At 65.9% G+C, this 15,560-nt stretch carries 13 protein-coding genes; 7 read left to right on the top strand and 6 right to left on the bottom strand.

What is annotated here, in order from left to right:
- Positions 1 to 34: 34 nt before the first annotated feature.
- The gene (locus tag D3877_RS26285; protein WP_119833765.1) at positions 35 to 1,378 is read right to left on the bottom strand and encodes a glutamine synthetase family protein; all 1,344 of its coding nucleotides are present in this window, start codon (positions 1,376 to 1,378) and stop codon (positions 35 to 37) included.
- Positions 1,379 to 1,544: 166 nt separating this feature from the next.
- Here D3877_RS26285 and D3877_RS26280 point away from each other — a divergent pair, with 166 nt between their 5' ends.
- Both D3877_RS26280 and D3877_RS26275 read left to right on the top strand, forming a co-directional pair.
- Positions 1,545 to 2,825 (top strand): NAD(P)/FAD-dependent oxidoreductase, encoded by a 1,281-nt coding sequence (locus D3877_RS26280; protein WP_119833764.1) that lies wholly within the window; start codon positions 1,545 to 1,547, stop codon positions 2,823 to 2,825.
- 102 nt (positions 2,826 to 2,927) lie between these two features.
- Positions 2,928 to 3,974: a hypothetical protein gene (locus tag D3877_RS26275; protein WP_119833763.1), complete on the top strand. Its 1,047-nt coding sequence runs from the start codon at positions 2,928 to 2,930 to the stop codon at positions 3,972 to 3,974.
- Positions 3,975 to 4,060: 86 nt separating this feature from the next.
- Here the strand turns inward: D3877_RS26275 and D3877_RS26270 are convergent, their stop codons facing one another.
- From D3877_RS26270 to D3877_RS26255, 4 genes are all read right to left on the bottom strand, one after another.
- Positions 4,061 to 5,242: a glycosyltransferase family 4 protein gene (locus D3877_RS26270; RefSeq protein WP_119833762.1), complete on the bottom strand. Its 1,182-nt coding sequence runs from the start codon at positions 5,240 to 5,242 to the stop codon at positions 4,061 to 4,063.
- Positions 5,243 to 5,318: 76 nt separating this feature from the next.
- Positions 5,319 to 8,780 carry a chromosome segregation SMC family protein gene (locus D3877_RS26265; protein WP_119833761.1) on the bottom strand — a complete coding sequence of 1,154 codons (3,462 nt, stop codon included), beginning with the start codon at positions 8,778 to 8,780 and terminating at the stop codon, positions 5,319 to 5,321.
- 18 nt (positions 8,781 to 8,798) lie between these two features.
- Positions 8,799 to 9,446: a DsbA family protein gene (locus tag D3877_RS26260; RefSeq protein WP_238475097.1), complete on the bottom strand. Its 648-nt coding sequence runs from the start codon at positions 9,444 to 9,446 to the stop codon at positions 8,799 to 8,801.
- 61 nt (positions 9,447 to 9,507) lie between these two features.
- Positions 9,508 to 9,981 (bottom strand): DUF721 domain-containing protein, encoded by a 474-nt coding sequence (locus D3877_RS26255; protein WP_119833760.1) that lies wholly within the window; start codon positions 9,979 to 9,981, stop codon positions 9,508 to 9,510.
- A 148-nt stretch (positions 9,982 to 10,129) separates the two neighbouring features.
- On the opposite strand from D3877_RS26255, the gene mutY reads away from it, so the two are divergent.
- The 5 genes from mutY to D3877_RS26230 all read left to right on the top strand — a co-directional run bounded on the left by mutY (position 10,130) and on the right by D3877_RS26230 (position 14,696).
- Positions 10,130 to 11,188 (top strand): A/G-specific adenine glycosylase, encoded by a 1,059-nt coding sequence (gene mutY, locus D3877_RS26250; protein ID WP_119833759.1) that lies wholly within the window; start codon positions 10,130 to 10,132, stop codon positions 11,186 to 11,188.
- A 34-nt stretch (positions 11,189 to 11,222) separates the two neighbouring features.
- A complete protein-coding gene (locus D3877_RS26245; protein WP_119833758.1) occupies positions 11,223 to 11,981 on the top strand; it encodes a DUF1194 domain-containing protein in 759 nt (252 codons plus the stop codon).
- Positions 11,982 to 11,987: 6 nt separating this feature from the next.
- Positions 11,988 to 13,127 (top strand): NAD(P)/FAD-dependent oxidoreductase, encoded by a 1,140-nt coding sequence (locus tag D3877_RS26240; RefSeq protein ID WP_119833757.1) that lies wholly within the window; start codon positions 11,988 to 11,990, stop codon positions 13,125 to 13,127.
- Between the two features lie 289 nt (positions 13,128 to 13,416).
- Positions 13,417 to 14,112: an OmpW/AlkL family protein gene (locus D3877_RS26235; RefSeq protein ID WP_199720996.1), complete on the top strand. Its 696-nt coding sequence runs from the start codon at positions 13,417 to 13,419 to the stop codon at positions 14,110 to 14,112.
- A 149-nt stretch (positions 14,113 to 14,261) separates the two neighbouring features.
- The gene (locus tag D3877_RS26230; protein WP_119833756.1) at positions 14,262 to 14,696 is read left to right on the top strand and encodes a CBS domain-containing protein; all 435 of its coding nucleotides are present in this window, start codon (positions 14,262 to 14,264) and stop codon (positions 14,694 to 14,696) included.
- A 121-nt stretch (positions 14,697 to 14,817) separates the two neighbouring features.
- Here D3877_RS26230 and D3877_RS26225 read toward each other — a convergent pair whose 3' ends face one another.
- Positions 14,818 to 15,459, bottom strand: coding sequence for a response regulator (locus D3877_RS26225; protein WP_119833755.1), 642 nt, complete (start codon positions 15,457 to 15,459; stop codon positions 14,818 to 14,820).
- Positions 15,460 to 15,560 lie beyond the last annotated feature (101 nt).

Genomic DNA, 15,560 nt, shown 5'->3' with positions numbered 1-15,560 from the left:
GGGGGCGGCGCGCCGCCCCCGCCCTTCCCTTCAATCACACGTTCAACAACAGGTTCTCCCGCTCCCAGGAGCTGATGACCCGGTTGTACGCCTTGTATTCCGCCTCCTTCACGCAGGTGACGGCGTCGATGAAGCGTTCGCCCAGAATTTCCTTCAGCGGCTTGCAGGCGTTGAACTTGGTCAGCGCCTCGCTCTGGTGGCGCGGCAGGGTGAAGGCCAAACGGTAGGCCGATCCCTTGATCGGGTCGTTCGGCTCCATGTTCTGCGTCATGCCGATGTAGCCGCAAGCGAGCGACGCGGCGATGGCCAAATAGGGGTTGGCGTCGGCCCCGGCCACCCGGTTTTCCACCCGGCGGGCGTCGGGCTGCGACACCGGCACGCGCAGACCCGTCGTGCGGTTGTCACGCCCCCAATGCACGTTGATCGGCGCGTCGGAGTTCGGCACCAAACGGCGATAGGAATTCACGTTCGGGGCCAGCAGCGGCATCGCGTAGGGCAGATATTTTTGCAGCCCGGCGATGTGGGCCATGAACAGCGCGCTGTCCGTCCCATCGGGGTTGGAAAACAGGTTGCGCCCGGTGTCGGCGTCCACCACCGATTGGTGGATGTGCATGGCGCTGCCCGGCTCGCCCTGCATCGGCTTGGCCATGAAGGTGGCGTAGATGTTGTGGCGGATCGCCGCCTCGCGCGCCGTGCGCTTGAACAGGAACGCCTGATCGGCCAGTTCCAGCGCGTCGCCATGGTTGAAGTTGATTTCGATCTGCGCCGCCCCGGCCTCGTGCGTCAGGGTGTCGATGTCGATGTCCTGCTTTTCGCAGTAATCATAGACGGCTTCGAAAATCGGGTCGAATTCGTTGACGGCGTCGATGCCGAAGGCCTGCCGCCCGCTTTCCATCCGCCCGTTGCGGCCAATCGGCGGCACCAGCGGGTAATCGGGATCCTTGTTGACCTGGACCAGGAAAAACTCAAGCTCCGGCGCCACCTGTGGCTTCCAGCCGCGCTCCTCATACAGGGACAGCACGCGCTTGAGCACATGGCGGGGCGACATGTCCACTGGACGGCTGTCGGCGTAGACGCAATCGACGATGACCTGAGCCGTCGGCTCCTCGTACCAGGGAACGAAGCGGATCGTCCGTTCGTCCGGGATCATGTAGATGTCGGAATTTTCATCCGAGGTGATGTCTTCATCCTCGGCGAATTCGCCGGTCACGGTCTGGACGAAAATCGCTTCGGGAAGACGCAAGCCACGGTCGCGCAAGATGCGGAGAAACTTGTCGGCGGGCACGATCTTGCCCCGCGCGATGCCCGAAATGTCGGGCACAAGACATTCGACTTCAGTGATACGGTTTTTTTTGATGAAGTCTTCCATAAAACCCATGAGATTGGCGGACCGCACCGGGCAATGGGCAGCCCCCTCCGTGCTGTGATCGACAGCGACACTATGACGCCGTTTCAGGGGACCGCGCCAGAGGGTTCCGATGACGCTTCTGTGAAATCGTCGACTTTTCATTGACCCGCTTGCGGCGGGACGCCTAACTGGCCGGATGCCGAAAGCCTCTTATCTGAACAGTTGGTACGCGGCCAGCGCCGCCGCCCACCCCACTCACCCCGCCTTGGCCGGGGAATTGCGCTGCGACGTCTGCGTGATTGGCGGCGGCTACACCGGCCTGACCACCGCGCTGGAGCTTGCCGAGCGCGGCTATGACGTGGTGGTGCTGGAGGCGCAGGCTTGCGGCTGGGGCGCGTCGGGCCGCAACGGCGGGCAGATCATCACCGGCTACAACAAGCCGATGAGCGTGATCGAGCGCTGGGTCGGGCGGGAGGACGCCCGCCGCCTGTGGGATTTCGGTGAGGAAGCCAAAACCCAGCTTGCCGAGCGGGTGGAGCGCCACGCCATGGCCTGCGATCTGACCTGGGGCTTCGCCTACGCCGCCTTGAAGTCCCGCCACATGAAGGACGTGGCCGAGATGGAGCGCGAATTGCGCGACGGCTACGGCTATGACCGGGCGCGCCGCCTGGACCGGGACGGCATTCGGGCGCGCATCGGCAGCGATTCTTACATCGGCGGCCTGCTGGACGAGGGCAGCGGGCATTTGCACCCGCTGAACTTCGCGCTGGGGTTGGCCCGCGCCGCCGCCGCCGCTGGCGTCCGCATCTTTGAAAACAGCCGCGTCACCGCGCTGGACACCGGGTCCGAACCCTGGGCGCAGACCGAGCATGGCCGGGTGAGGGCCAAACACGTGGTGATCGCGGGCAACGCCTATCTCGGCGGGCTGGTTCCTGGATTGGCCCCGACCATCATGCCGGTCGCCACCTACATGATCGCCACCGAGTCGGTGGGCGAGGCGCGCGCCACGCAGTTGCTGCCCACCAACATCGCGGTGTCGGACCTGAATTTCTCGCTGAATTACTTCCGCCGTTCGTCCGATCATCGGCTGCTGTTTGGTGGCGGCGTCAGCTATTCCGGCATTGATTTGCCAGGATTGAAGCTGGCCATGCGGGCCAAAATGCTGGCCGTCTTCCCGCAATTGAGCGACGTCGCCGTCGAACATTTCTGGGGTGGCCATGTCGCCATCACCATGAACCGGATGCCACAGTTGGGGCGGCTGTCGCCGACGACCTTGTTCGCGCACGGCTATTCCGGCCATGGCGTCGCGCTGGCGGGCATGGCCGGGCGGGTGATGGCCGAGGCGATCCGGGGAACCGCCGAACGCTTCGACGTCTTCACCCGCATTCCCCATCGCGCCTTCCCCGGCGGGAGACGGCTGCGCACGCCAGCGTTGGTGCTCGCTATGCTCTGGTTTCGCCTGCGCGACCTGCTGTAAGCTGCCGACTGGTCATCGCTGGGGACAACAACAAGGTTGCAACCTCATGCCGCTGATTGTGCTAAATTTGATGGAATTTCACTCCAGCGCCCCCAAGGGACGATGACCGACAGCTCGAACACCGATGCGAAATCCGCCGCCGATCCGTCCGCCAAAAGCGGAACGGCGACCACTTCGTCTGACAACGGCTCTGCGGGGGATTCCCAAACGGAGCCGATGCGGGACACCCATTTCGATTTTCAGCACAAGGTGTTCAGTTTGCCCGGCGCCTTCTTCTGCGCCGATCCGACCAGCAAGGATCCCGTCCTCAACATCCTGTTGGGCGATCTGAAAGCGGCGTTGGCCTTCCCCACCCTTCTGGAATCCTTTCAAATCGAGCAGGGAAGCCACGACGAACGGTTGCTGGAGATCGTCGAGCAGGGTTTGGCCTACGTCAAACAAATCCGACCAGGGGAACAGATCCCCGGAGAGTTGCTGGATGGCCGGGCGTCCTGGTCGGTTGACGACCGGCACCGCCGCGTCGCCAAGGGACGCTTGACGATGCAGGTGGTGTCGTCGATGACCGGCGCCGAAATGATCGTGTCGGACGCCTACCAGCTCGATCAGTTGGTGGAGGATCCGGGAACCCAGGCGCGCCTGAAGCTGGCCCTGCAAAAGCTCGCTGTAAAGCTGAAGCTGAACATGGCCGACTCCGAGCAATATTTGACCGACCGCTTGGACGATCTCGCCCAAGAGCTGTCCTACATTGAGGCGCTGCGCGACCGCTTCAAACACATCCGCAAGATGGAAACCAACTTCGCCACGCTCATCACCGTGTACCGCACCGACCGCGTTTTTTGCAGCGAGATCAACCGGATGCAGGGCCTCATCAAGAAGCCCCTGCGTGAATATGACATGATCTTCGATCAGGCCGACGCGCAGACCGGCGAAATCGTCGGCGCTTTGAAGGACATTCACGCCACGATTCAGTTCATCCGCAAGATCCGCGACGATCTGCGCACCAAGCTGCTGGAATGGGAAGACCTGCTGAAGGGCTGGGATTCGGTGATGATGGAGCGCTCCCCCCGGTTGGAGCATCTGCAAAAGGCGACCTACCGCTTTCTGGCCAGCCGTTTCATCGAAACCACCGTGTGGAAACGCGGAGGGTAAGATGTGGAAGCGCGGGGGATAAGATGTGGAAGCGGGGCGGCTGACCCGATGACGTGAGGGCCGATGGGGATGGTGCCGCGCCCGCGTCAGCGCGCCTGCCGAACCACCTCGCCAATTTCCTGGGCGTAGCGCCGCCAGGTGAGGTTTTCCATGAACGCGGCGCCATGCAAGCCAACACGCTGGGCGGCGTCGCGATCACGCCAAACCTCTTCGAGCGCTTCTAAGATTTCCTCAACGTCGCTCTCGCCCCACCCTTGCGCGCCAAAATCGGCGGACACTGGATTTTGACGGGTCAGCGGGCGGCAATTGCCGTCGCCAATCAGGTCAAGATGTCCGGTGTTGGCCGACAGGATCGTCGGCACGCCGCAGGCCATGCATTCCATCGCGACGAGGTTGGTGCCGCCCTCCCCCCGATTGGGGAACAGCCCGACATCCGCCTCCCGCAGAATGCGGGCCATGTCGGCGTTGGGAACATGGCCGAGATCGACGATTTGATCGGCGGCGACGCCGTTGTTCGTGGCCCAGGTCACAACGTCGAAACGGCCATCCTCCAAAAAGGACGCCGCCGCAATCTGCGGGTTCGTGCTGAGCGAACGGGCGGAATCAGGCCAAGGGCTGTGCCACGAGGTCAGCAACAGCGCTTCTGGATGTCGTTGGGCGAAGGCGCGAAACGCCAAAAGGACAAGATCCTGGCCCTTGCGATATTCCGGCTTTCCACCGGAAAACACGACAAAACGGTCACGAAACCATCCGGAACGGGGCGCCGGATGGAAGTGGGTGGGATCGACGCCTTGAAGAACGGCGCGCGCGCAGGCGATGCCCGCCCCTTGAAGAACCTGCTGAACGAAGGTCGATCCGGCCAGGATGTCTTCATAGGCCTTGGCCCGTTCACGCGCCTCGTCCCCGAGATTGGTGTCCTCAAGATAACAGACGCCGATGGTCGGCGCGCCGCTGACAATCGCGCGCCCAATGGATCGGCTTCCGACGAGGTTGTTTCCAAGGCCGCGCAGAACGGGCACGGACACGCTCACCTCCTGCTCGGGATGGGGGGCGAGCTGTTCGCACAGCGCCGACGAATCGCGCAGAAAGCCACTCATCCGCCGCCATTCCAGGGGGGACAGCGCAAGCTCTTCGGTTCGGATGGGCATCGAACACACCGGGGCGAAAAGGCCGTCGCGAACCCAGTTGATCGCGATGTGAAGGCCGTTCACCCCCCAGCCGCTGTAGCTGGAAATCCCCCATTGAATGATCGCGGGTTGAAGAGACATTGGGGGAAAGCTCCGATTGCGCCATAAGCCGTTCGACTGTAGCGACGAACGGCGGCGGTCGCCAGCCGCCTGCGCCTCACGCCACCCCGCGCAACTCCTCCGCCGCGCGCAGATCGACGCTGACCAGTTGCGACACGCCGCGTTCGGCCATGGTGACACCGAACAGCCGGTCCACCCGCGCCATGGTCAGGCGGTGGTGGGTGATGATGAGGAAACGGGTGTCGCCCTGGCGGGCGATGTCCTCGACCAGATCGCAGAAACGCCCGACGTTCGATTCGTCGAGCGGCGCGTCCACCTCGTCCAGCACGCAGATCGGCGCGGGGTTGGAGCGGAAGACGGCGAACAGCAGGGACAGCGCGGTCAAGGCCTGCTCGCCGCCCGACAGCAGCGACAGGACTTGCAGCTTTTTGCCCGGCGGGCTGGCGTAAATTTCCAGACCGGCGCTCAACGGATCCTCGGCGTTGACCAGCTCCAGATGCGCCTTGCCGCCGCCGAACAGGCGAATGAACAGATCCTGGAAATTGCGGTTCACCGTGTCGAAACTGGCGATCAGCCGTTCGCGCGCCTCGCGGTTCAGGCTGGCGATGCCCTGACGCAGCCGGGCGATGGCGGCGGTCAGATCAGCGCGTTCGGTGTGCAGGCCGGTGATCTGCGCCTCAAGCTCCGTCGCCTCGATCTCGGCCCGCAGATTGACCGGCCCCATGCCGTCGCGTTCGCGCGTCAGCTTTTCGAGCCGCGCCTCGATGGCCCCGGCGTCGGGCAGCGCGTCGTCGGGGCCTAGCTCCGCCGCCGCGCGGGTGTCCTCTGGCGCGCAATCCAGCCGTTCGGCGATCCGCTCCGTCAGGGTTTGCTGGTGCTGCATCGCCCCCGCCACCGCCGCTTCGGCGCGCGCGCGGGTCTCGCGGGCGTCGGCCAGTCCGGATTCGGCCTGACGGAGCGCGGTTTCGATCTCGGTCAAGCGCCCTTCGGCCTCGGCCAGCGCCTCGGCGGCGCGTTTGCGGGCTTTGTCGGCCTCGAACGTGCGATCCTGCAATTCTTGCCGTTCCAGGGCGATGGCGGCGGGACGGTCGGCCAGTTGGGCGATGTCGGCCTCCGCCGCGTCGGCCCGCGCGCGCAACTCCGCCACCCGGCCATCCGCCCCGGTGGAACGGGTGTCCCAAGACGCGGTTTCCGCCTGGATGGCGGCCAGCCTTTGGCGGCGAGTCTGGGCCTCGCGCGTCAGACGATCCAACCCGCTTTGCTTTTCGTTCAACAGCGCCCGGCGTTCGGCCAGCGCGGCGCGCTGTTCGTTGACCCGTTCGCGCCCCTCGCGTGGGTCGGGCAGCGCGTCCAACAGGGCCAAAGCCTCGTCCCGCTGCGCGGTGGCCTCGCGCTCGTCCACCGCCAGCCGTTCGATGACCTCGACCAGAGAGGCCAGACGGGACGCCGCCGCGTCGGCCTCGCGCGCCAGCTTGGCGTGCCGGTCGCGCGCGCCGTTCAGGGCGGTGAAGCCCTCCCGCACGGCGTCGCGGGCGCGGCGGTCGGCCTGCGCCGCGTCTTCCACCGCGCGTTTGGCGGCGTCCAGCGCCTCGCGCGCCACCTCCACCCGCTCCTCGGCCAGTTCCAGCCCGTCGCGCAGTTCGGCCAGCCGGTTGCGCTGCTTCAGACGCACGGCGGCGGCGGTTGGCGCGCCCGCCTGCACGGTGAAGCCGTCCCAACGCCACGCCCCGCCGTCGCGGCTGACCAGGATTTGACCGGGCGCCAGCGCCGGGGCCAAGGCCGCGCCGGTCGCCGCGTCCTCCACCACGCCGATGTGCGCCAGCGCCCGCCCAGCGGCGGGCGGGCCGGAGACCCAGCCGGTCAGCGGCTCAACCCCCACCGGAAAGGGCTGCAACGCCTGAAAGGGCGGAAAGCGCCGCCAATGCACCGGGGAGGCTTCGTCCAGCGGCGCGGTCAGCGCGTCGCCCAGCGCGGCGGCCAACGCGCCTTCATAGCCAGGGGCCACCGTCACCGCGTCCACCAGCGGGGGAAACTCTTCGCTGACCCCGGCGGTCAACAGCTCGTTCAGGGCGCGTTCTTCGGCGCGCAGCGTCGCGCGGGCGGATTCGGCGACGGACAGCGCCTCGCGCGCGCGGGATTGAGCGGGTTCGGCGTCGGACTTCGCCCGTTCCGCCCGTTCCGCCGCCTCGCGCGCCTCGTCCAACCTTTGTTCGGCCAGTTCGACCGCCAATTCGGCGTCGGCCAGATCGGCGCGGGCGGCGATGTTGGCCTCCAGCGTCGCGCGTTGCGCCTGTTGGTCGGCGAGCCGCTTGGCCAGACCGGCGGCGCGGGTTTCCAGCTCGCTCGCCTGCCGTTGGGTGGCGGTGCGGCGGGCCTCGTCGGCGGCGACGGCTTCGGTCAGCCGGGTCAACGCCCGGTCCAGATCCTCGACCGCCTCGCGCGCCTCGACCACGGCGTCGCGCGCCGCCTCTTCCAGCATCTCTTCGTCGGTCTGGGCGGCGATCAGCCGGTCGCGTTCGGCCTCCAGCCGGGCCAACGCCTCGCCCGCGTCCGCCGCCAGTGCCTCTTCCCGGCCCAGATCCCCGGCGATCTGCCGCAACCGCGCCTGCAAGCCGCGCTGCTGTTCGGCGACCCGCTGTTCGTCGGCGTCGAGCTGTTCGCGGGCGATGACCAGCCGTTGCAGGGCGGCGGCGGCCTGCGCCTCCGCCTGCCGCTTCTCCGGCAGGCCCGCCGCCGCGTCGGCCCGGCGGCTGGTCGCCTGCGTCACCGTCAGCATCAGCGCCCGCACCGCCTCTTCCGAGTTGGCGAAGGCGGCGTGGGCGCGCTCCAGATCGGCTTGGCAGGCCAACCAGCGCAGATGCCACAGCACCGCTTCGGCCTTGCGGATGTGTTCGGACAGCGCGCGGTAACGGGCGGCTTGCCGCGCCTGTTTTTTCAGGCTTTGCAGTTGCGTGTCCATCGCCCCGATGACGTCGTCGAGGCGGGTCAAATTGGTTTCCGCCGCTCGCAACCGCAATTCCGCCTCGTGCCGACGGGAGTGCAGGCCGGTGATTCCGGCGGCCTCCTCCAGCAACATGCGGCGGTCCTGCGGCTTGGCGGAAATGATCTGCGCGACCTTGCCCTGGCTGACCAGCGCCGGGGAGTTCGCCCCCGACGCGTTGTCGGCGAACAGCAACTGAACGTCGCGCGCCCGCACCAGCTTGCCGTTGATGCGGTAGTCGGAGCCGGAGCCGCGTTCGATCCGCCGCGTGACCTCCAGCTCGTCATGCTCGTTGAAACCGGCGGGGGCGGTGCGCGTCCGGTTGTCGATGGCCAACGCCACCTCGCCCAGATTGCGCGCCGCCCGGTTGGACGTGCCGCCGAAAATGACGTCGTCCATGTCGTCGCCGCGCATCCGCTTGGCCGAGGTTTCCCCCATGACCCAGCGCAGCGCCTCCACCAAATTCGACTTGCCGCACCCGTTGGGACCGACGATGCCGGTCATGCCCGGTTCGATGACCAATTCGGTTGAATCAACGAAAGACTTGAAGCCGGAGAGGCGGAGACGCGTGAACTGCACCGGAAAACGACCTTTTCTTTACTTCAGCAGCTTGTCGATGGCCTTGGCGAAGACCTCGAACGGCTGCGCGCCCTCAACCCGATCCTTGCCGTCGTTCAGGATGAAGGTGGGGGTGGCTTCGACCTTGTACTGGTTTTGGCCGACCATGCGGCTGTTCAGGATGCCGTCGGCCAGCGGCTGGCTGGCGAAACAGGCGTCGATGATCTCCTGGCTCATCCCGGCCAGCTTGCCATATTGGGCCAGCGCCTTGGCCGGATCGCTGGCGCGCGACCACTGGGCTTGGCTTTTGAACAGAACGTCGGTCAGCGGGAAATAGCGCTCCACCGGCGCGCAATGGGCCAGCATGCTGGCGCGCAGGGCCGCTTGGTCAAAGGGGAAGTCGCGGAACACCAGTTTGACCTTGCCGGTGTCGATGTAGGCTTCCTTGATCTTCGGCAGCACGTTCGCGTGGAAATCGGCGCAGTGCGGGCAGGTCATCGACGAATAATCATAGATCGTGACCGGCGCCTTCGGGTCGCCCAGCACGCGTTCGGCCAGCAGGTCCGAAACGGCGGGCAACGGCGTCGCCGTCTGCGCGGCGGCGGGGGCCGACGTCATGGCGACGGTCAATCCAGCGGTCAGGCCGACAGCGAGCAGCCCGGCGAGTCCCAAAATTTTGCGGTTCACGATGCCCTCATCCCTACCAGATGTTGATGGTATAGCCAAAGAAAGTCGGCCCCGTCCAGCCTCAGCGCCCGGCCCGCTTGGGCCGCGCCAGCAGCGACCGGCCAAAGCGTTCCAACGTCGCGCGCAGCTCCTCGTCCTCCACCGCCGCGATGGTGGTGGCGACGGAGGCTTCCTCGTCCGTCGTCAGCGCGCGTGGGCGCAGCATCGGCGAGGGCGCGGCGGGCAGGCCCGCGTGAATGAGCTTGATCCGCGCCACCGCGTGATAGCCGAAGAAGCTGTTGATCCGCTCGATGATCTGCGGTTCCAGATGCTGAAGCTCCAAGGCGATGGCGCCCATGGCGCGGATGTGGAGCGTCGCCTCCTCGCGCTTGCCGCGCGGGAAGCTGAGTTTGTCGGGGGCGGTGCGCTGTGACAATTGTTGGCCGACGATGGCGGGCCAATCGGTGATGAGCGCGCCAAAGGCCAGACCGCGCTTGCCAAGCACCTTGCCCGCCACCTCCGGCACGGTTTGGCCGATGCGTCGTGGTCCGTTCATGCTGCGCCCAAACTCCTTATCCTCAATCTCGCCGCGTCTCATGTGGCGCCGCCGCACCGTAGCGCAAGGGATCGACGCTGCCCAGCATCGGCTGACGCAGGCGGCGCCCCCTTCTCCTGACGTCGGAAAGCCTCTATTTCATCCGTCCATGATCGACGATTCCGCAAAAGCCGCCGCGCGGCTCCTGTCCTGGTACGACCGCAACCGCCGCGACCTGCCTTGGCGGGCCAAACCGGGGGAGGCGGTCGATCCCTATCGGGTGTGGCTGTCAGAAATCATGCTGCAACAGACGACGGTTCCCGCCGCCGCGCCCTATTTCCGCAACTTCACCGAACGCTGGCCGACGGTGCGCGCGCTGGCCGAAGCGCCGCTGGACGATCTGCTGGTCGCCTGGGCCGGGCTTGGCTATTACGCCCGCGCCCGCAACCTGCACAAATGCGCGCAAGCGGTGGTCAGCCTGCATGACGGGCGCTTTCCGGGCGACGAGGCGGCGCTGTTGGAGCTTCCCGGCATCGGCGCCTACACCGCCGCCGCCATCACCGCCATCGCCTTCGCCCGCAAGGCGACGGTGGTGGACGGCAATGTCGAGCGGGTGATCGCCCGCGTCTTCGCCGTCGCCGACCCGCTGCCCAACGTCAAGCCGACCCTGCGCAAACTGGCGGCGACGCTGACGCCGGACGAACGACCCGGTGATTACGCGCAGGCGATGATGGATTTGGGCGCGACCGTCTGCACCCCGCGCAAGCCGAAATGCATGCTCTGCCCCTGGACCGAGTTCTGCGAGGCCCGCGCCGCCGGAATCGCCGAAACCCTGCCGCGCAAGGTCGCCAAAACGGAAAAGCCGACGCGGCGCGGAACCGCCTATTGGCTGCTGAACCCCGACGGCGCGGTCCTGCTGCGCCGCCGGGTCGAAAGCGGGCTGCTGGGCGGCATGACCGAAATTCCATCGACCGCTTGGCAGGCCGAGGCCCCGGACGGCGCGGCGCTGGCGGTCCATCAGCCGCTCGCCCTCTCCTGGCGCGCCCTGCCCGGTTTGGTCCGCCATACTTTCAGCCATTTTCACCTGGAACTTGCCATTGTCACCGCGCAAGCGGGTGACGGCTGGCGCGAGGCCGAGGGGCTGTGGGTTCCCATCGACCGTTTGAGCGACCAGGCTCTGCCGTCGGTGATGGTCAAGGTCGCGCGCCACGCGCTCGCCCACGCCTGATCCGGTCCTCATCGGTTCCGTTCGGGGTGCTGTCATGGGCGTTGCGCGCGTCGTCTTTGTGCTGGGTCTGTTGATCGGTCTGGGCGGCGGCGCCGTCGCCGCGTCCACAGCCAAACCATCCAGCCCGACGGCGGCGGTCGCGTTGCTGCTGGCGCTCGACGGGTCGGCGTCGATCACGCAGGGCGATCTGGAATTCCAGTTGCAGGGCCACGCCGCCGCCTTCCGCGATCCGTCGGTGGCCGACGCGCTGGCGGCGGGCGGCGCGCTGGTGACGCTGACCGTCTATTCCGGCCCGCGCACCCTGAAAACCCTGATCCCCTGGACGCTGGTGACGAGCGTAGAAGACGCCGCCCGCTTCGCCGACCGCATCGACGCCACGCCGCGCGGTTTCCAGGGCGATTCCACCGCCATCGGCGGGGCGATCAACGACGCGCTGGTTCTGTTCGAGCAAAAGCCGGTCAAGAACGCCGCGCCGCCGCGCAAGGTGATCGACCTTGTGTCCAACGGTTTTTCCAACAGCGGGCTGGAGCCGCAAGTGGCGCGTGACCGCGCCGCCGCGCGCGGCGTCACCGTCAATGGTCTGGCCATCCTCGATGAGTTTTCCTGGCTGGAGGAGTATTTCGAGGAAAACGTGATCGGCGGCCCTGGGGCCTTCGTGAAATCGGCGATGGATCGCGGCAGTTTCATCGAAGCCTTGCGGCAGAAGCTTATTCTTGAAATGGTGGGCGCGCCGGACCATCTGGCCGAACATCGGATCGCGGCGGCACGGCAGATTTCAACCCATTGGGAGTGAGCGGCGTTGGAGCGGGTTGATTTTTTGGTGATCGGCGCGGGCATGGCGGGCGCCTCGGCGGCTTATGAATTGGCGGCTCATGGCCGCGTGCTGCTGTTGGAGCGTGAATCGCAGCCGGGCTATCATTCCACCGGACGCTCCGCCGCGCTCTACACCCAGACCTACGGCCACGCCACCGTGCGCGCCCTGACCGTGGCGAGCTGGGGCTTTTACACCGAACCGCCCGATGGTTTCACCGATCACCCGCTGCTGACGCCGCGCGGCGTCCTGCTGGTCGCCCGCCCCGATCAAAGCGACCTGCTGGAACAGGAATTTACCGATGGCCGCCGCCTGACGCCTTCGGTCGAGCGGCTGGACCGCGAGCAGACCCTGGCCCGCGCGCCCTTCCTGCGCCCCGACTACCCGCTGGGCGCGGTGTGGGAGCCGGACGCTTGCGACATCGACGTTCACGCCCTGCACCACGGCTATTTGCGTGGCCTGAAGGCGCGCGGCGGGCGCGTTGTCACCGACGCCGAGGTGACGGCCTTGAGCCGCCGCGACGGATTGTGGGTGGCGGAAAGTCCGGCGGGCAGCGTCGCCGCCCCGGTCGTCGTCAACGCGGCGGGCGCCTGGGCCGACGCGCTGGCCGAACTGGCGGGCGTCCGTCCCATCGGGCTGGTTCCCAAACGGCGCACCGCGATCACCTTTGATCCTGTCTTCACCGATCCCGTCGACAAGCAGGGCTTGGATTCCTGGCCGATGGTGATCGACGTCGCCGACAGCTTTTACGTCAAGCCCGACGCCGGGCGGCTGTTGGCCTCCCCCGCCGACGAAACCCCGGTTCCCCCCTGCGACGTGCAGCCCGAGGAACTCGACATCGCCGAAACGGTGGATCGGTTGGAAACGGCCTGCCGTTTCACCGTGCGGCGGTTGGCGCACAGTTGGGCCGGGCTGCGCAGCTTCGTCGCCGACCGGGTGCCGGTGGTCGGCTTCGACGCTGAGGCTGAAGGCTTCTTCTGGTTGGCCGGTCAGGGCGGTTACGGCATCCAGACCGCCCCCGCCATGGGCCGCACAGCGGCGGCTCTGGCCACCGGCGGCGATCTGCCCGCCGACGTCCAGGCGTTGGGAGTCGGCCTGATGGACCTGTCCCCGGCCCGTTTGCGCTGAAGAAAAGGCGTTTTCGGGCGGTTCGATGGAGTGATTTTTTCGTTTCGCCGCCCGCGCGCCGCGCTACAAAAATCCGGTTTCAGACGCTCACGAACGGTCATACGCCCGCACACCGCAAAATAACCCTTTGTTTTTCGTGTCTATGCGACAACTCGTCACTGTTGCAGAGCTGCTGCAACAAGGCTTCGATCGGTTGCACCCCCCTAGTAGCCCTAGGGGGAGTCTGGTAATACCTGCCCTGGCTGATGCCACAAATCAGAAACAACGCATTTTGCCTGGAGCAGACCCCATGAGCATCCTGTCGCGCGCCGCCGCCGCCCTGCTGGCGACCTCGGCCCTTGTCGCCATCTCCTCCCCGTCGCTCGCTCAGGATTTCAAGGTGAAGTCGGCTGGCGACATCGTCATCCGCGCGCGTGGCGTCGCGGTTCTGCCGCAGGAAAAGGGCACGCTGAACAACACTGCCCTGGGCGACATCGGCACCGCCAAGGTTGGCAACGACTACATCCCGGAAGTCGATTTCACGTACTTCTTCACCGACAACATCGCCGCTGAGCTGATCGCCGGCACCAGCCGCCACAAGGTCCGGGGCAACCTGAACGGCCTGGGCAACAGCATCGAAATCGGCAAGGTCTCGCTGCTGCCGCCGACCCTGACGGTGCAGTACCACTTCCTGCCGAAGGAGCGCATCAGCCCCTACGTCGGCGCCGGTCTGAACTACACCCTGTTCTACAACGAAGACGCCGCCAACACCGCCAACCCGGCGGGTCTGCGCATCACGAACACCAACTACAAGAACAACTTCGGTTTCGCTCTCCAGGCCGGTGTTGACGTCGCCCTGACGGGCGCGTGGTCGCTGAACCTCGACGTCAAGAAGATCTTCTTGAAGACCGACGTCACCGCCACCGTCAACGGCGCGCTGCCGGTCACGTCGAAGGTCACGCTGGACCCGTGGTTGGTCGGCGTCGGCGTCGGCTACCGCTTCTAAGCCATCCCCCACGGGATCGGTTCCGAACGGACAGGTTGGGCCGACTACCCCTTATGGGGTGGTCGGCCTTTCCTTTTGGCCAGAGTGCTTGAATTGTTTGCGCCGCCAACCAACTTTCTGTGAAGGAACTTGGAAGGAGGCCGCACACCATGCACGTCGCCGCCATCTTGACCCGCAAGGGCCATCAGATCCGATCCGTCGCCCCGACTGACAGTCTTGGGGACGTCGCCAAGCATCTCGCCGAACACCGAATCGGCGCCACGCTGGTGATTGACGATTCTGGAATTCTCGCGGGCATCCTGTCTGAGCGGGACATCGTGCGCGCCGTGGCCCAAGATGGGGCCGCCGCCCTGTCCCGATCCGCCGCCGATTTGATGACGCGCGATCTGGTCACGGGCGCGCCCACCGACACCGTGGCGACGATGATGGCCGTGATGACCGAACGCCGCATCCGCCATGTCCCAATTCTGGACAATGGCCGACTCGTCGGCGTCATCAGCATCGGCGACGTGGTCAAGGCGCGAATCGACGACGCCGAGCTGGAGGTTGAATCCCTGCGCGGATTCGTGTCCAGCCTCAGCTGACGGGCGTCGTCGCCACCGATTAGAGCGCCGTGCCCAAAATATGAAACGACACGGCGCTCTAAGCTTTGATTTATCGAGCAGATTCACGCGTCAAATCGATTCCGATTTAACGCGATCTGCTCTAAGTGTTGTGCGACTGCGGAAAGGCCATCGCCGCCTGGGTGCGGTTGCGCACGCCCAGCGATTTGAAGATCGCCGTCATGTGAATCTTGACCGTCCCTTCGGACAGGCCGAGTTCATGGGCGATCTGCTTGTTGGACTTGCCCTCGCGCAGCCGGTCGAGAACCTCGCGCTGGCGGTGGGTCAGCAACTGCTCAAGCTGAGGATCGGCGGGCAGAACGGCTCCGCGCGGCTCAGCCTCGCCCGAATCCCGCAGAACGGTCGCCGGAACATAGACGCCGCCGGAAAAGATCAGATCCAGCGCGCTCAGCATGATCTTGACGCTGGAAGATTTGGGAATATAGCCCGCTGCGCCGTTTTCCAGCGCGTCGCGCACGTCGTTGTGCGCCTCCGACGCCGACACAACGACGATTTTGGCGTTGGGCTGCTTGGCCTGCAACGCGCTGATGCCGCTGAATCCCGGCCAGCCCGGCATCCGGAGATCGGTCAGCACGAGGTCGTAAGGTTCCCCGGCGCCCGCCATGGCCAAAATCTCGTCAAAGTTGTTGGCCTCCCCGAAGGTAGCCCCATCCTTGAGCTGCTCCAGCAAGCGGCGCAGTCCTTCCCGGAAAAGCACATGATCGTCACCGATCAGGATCTTCATCGATCAAACTCCCCGCACTCGCCAGACGCATTGCAAAACCAGGCCCGCGACCGAAGAAGACGATGGTCTCGTTTGAGCCGCATATCCATAAAATCCAAAGG

Source organism: Azospirillum cavernae (assembly GCF_003590795.1).
In the GTDB taxonomy this organism is placed as follows: domain Bacteria; phylum Pseudomonadota; class Alphaproteobacteria; order Azospirillales; family Azospirillaceae; genus Azospirillum; species Azospirillum cavernae.
This window is presented reverse-complemented; position numbering and strand designations above follow the sequence as displayed.

Bases quoted from the DNA above. Each gene is read 5' to 3' on its own strand.
- D3877_RS26285 (WP_119833765.1), bottom strand. From the start codon at position 1,378: ATGGGTTTTATGGAAGACTTCATCAAAAAAAACCGTATCACTGAAGTC.
- D3877_RS26280 (WP_119833764.1), top strand. From the start codon at position 1,545: ATGCCGAAAGCCTCTTATCTGAACAGTTGGTACGCGGCCAGCGCCGCC.
- D3877_RS26275 (WP_119833763.1), top strand. From the start codon at position 2,928: ATGACCGACAGCTCGAACACCGATGCGAAATCCGCCGCCGATCCGTCC.
- D3877_RS26270 (WP_119833762.1), bottom strand. From the start codon at position 5,242: ATGTCTCTTCAACCCGCGATCATTCAATGGGGGATTTCCAGCTACAGC.
- D3877_RS26255 (WP_119833760.1), bottom strand. From the start codon at position 9,981: ATGAACGGACCACGACGCATCGGCCAAACCGTGCCGGAGGTGGCGGGC.
- mutY (WP_119833759.1), top strand. From the start codon at position 10,130: ATGATCGACGATTCCGCAAAAGCCGCCGCGCGGCTCCTGTCCTGGTAC.
- D3877_RS26245 (WP_119833758.1), top strand. From the start codon at position 11,223: ATGGGCGTTGCGCGCGTCGTCTTTGTGCTGGGTCTGTTGATCGGTCTG.
- D3877_RS26235 (WP_199720996.1), top strand. From the start codon at position 13,417: ATGAGCATCCTGTCGCGCGCCGCCGCCGCCCTGCTGGCGACCTCGGCC.
- D3877_RS26230 (WP_119833756.1), top strand. From the start codon at position 14,262: ATGCACGTCGCCGCCATCTTGACCCGCAAGGGCCATCAGATCCGATCC.
- D3877_RS26225 (WP_119833755.1), bottom strand. From the start codon at position 15,459: ATGAAGATCCTGATCGGTGACGATCATGTGCTTTTCCGGGAAGGACTG.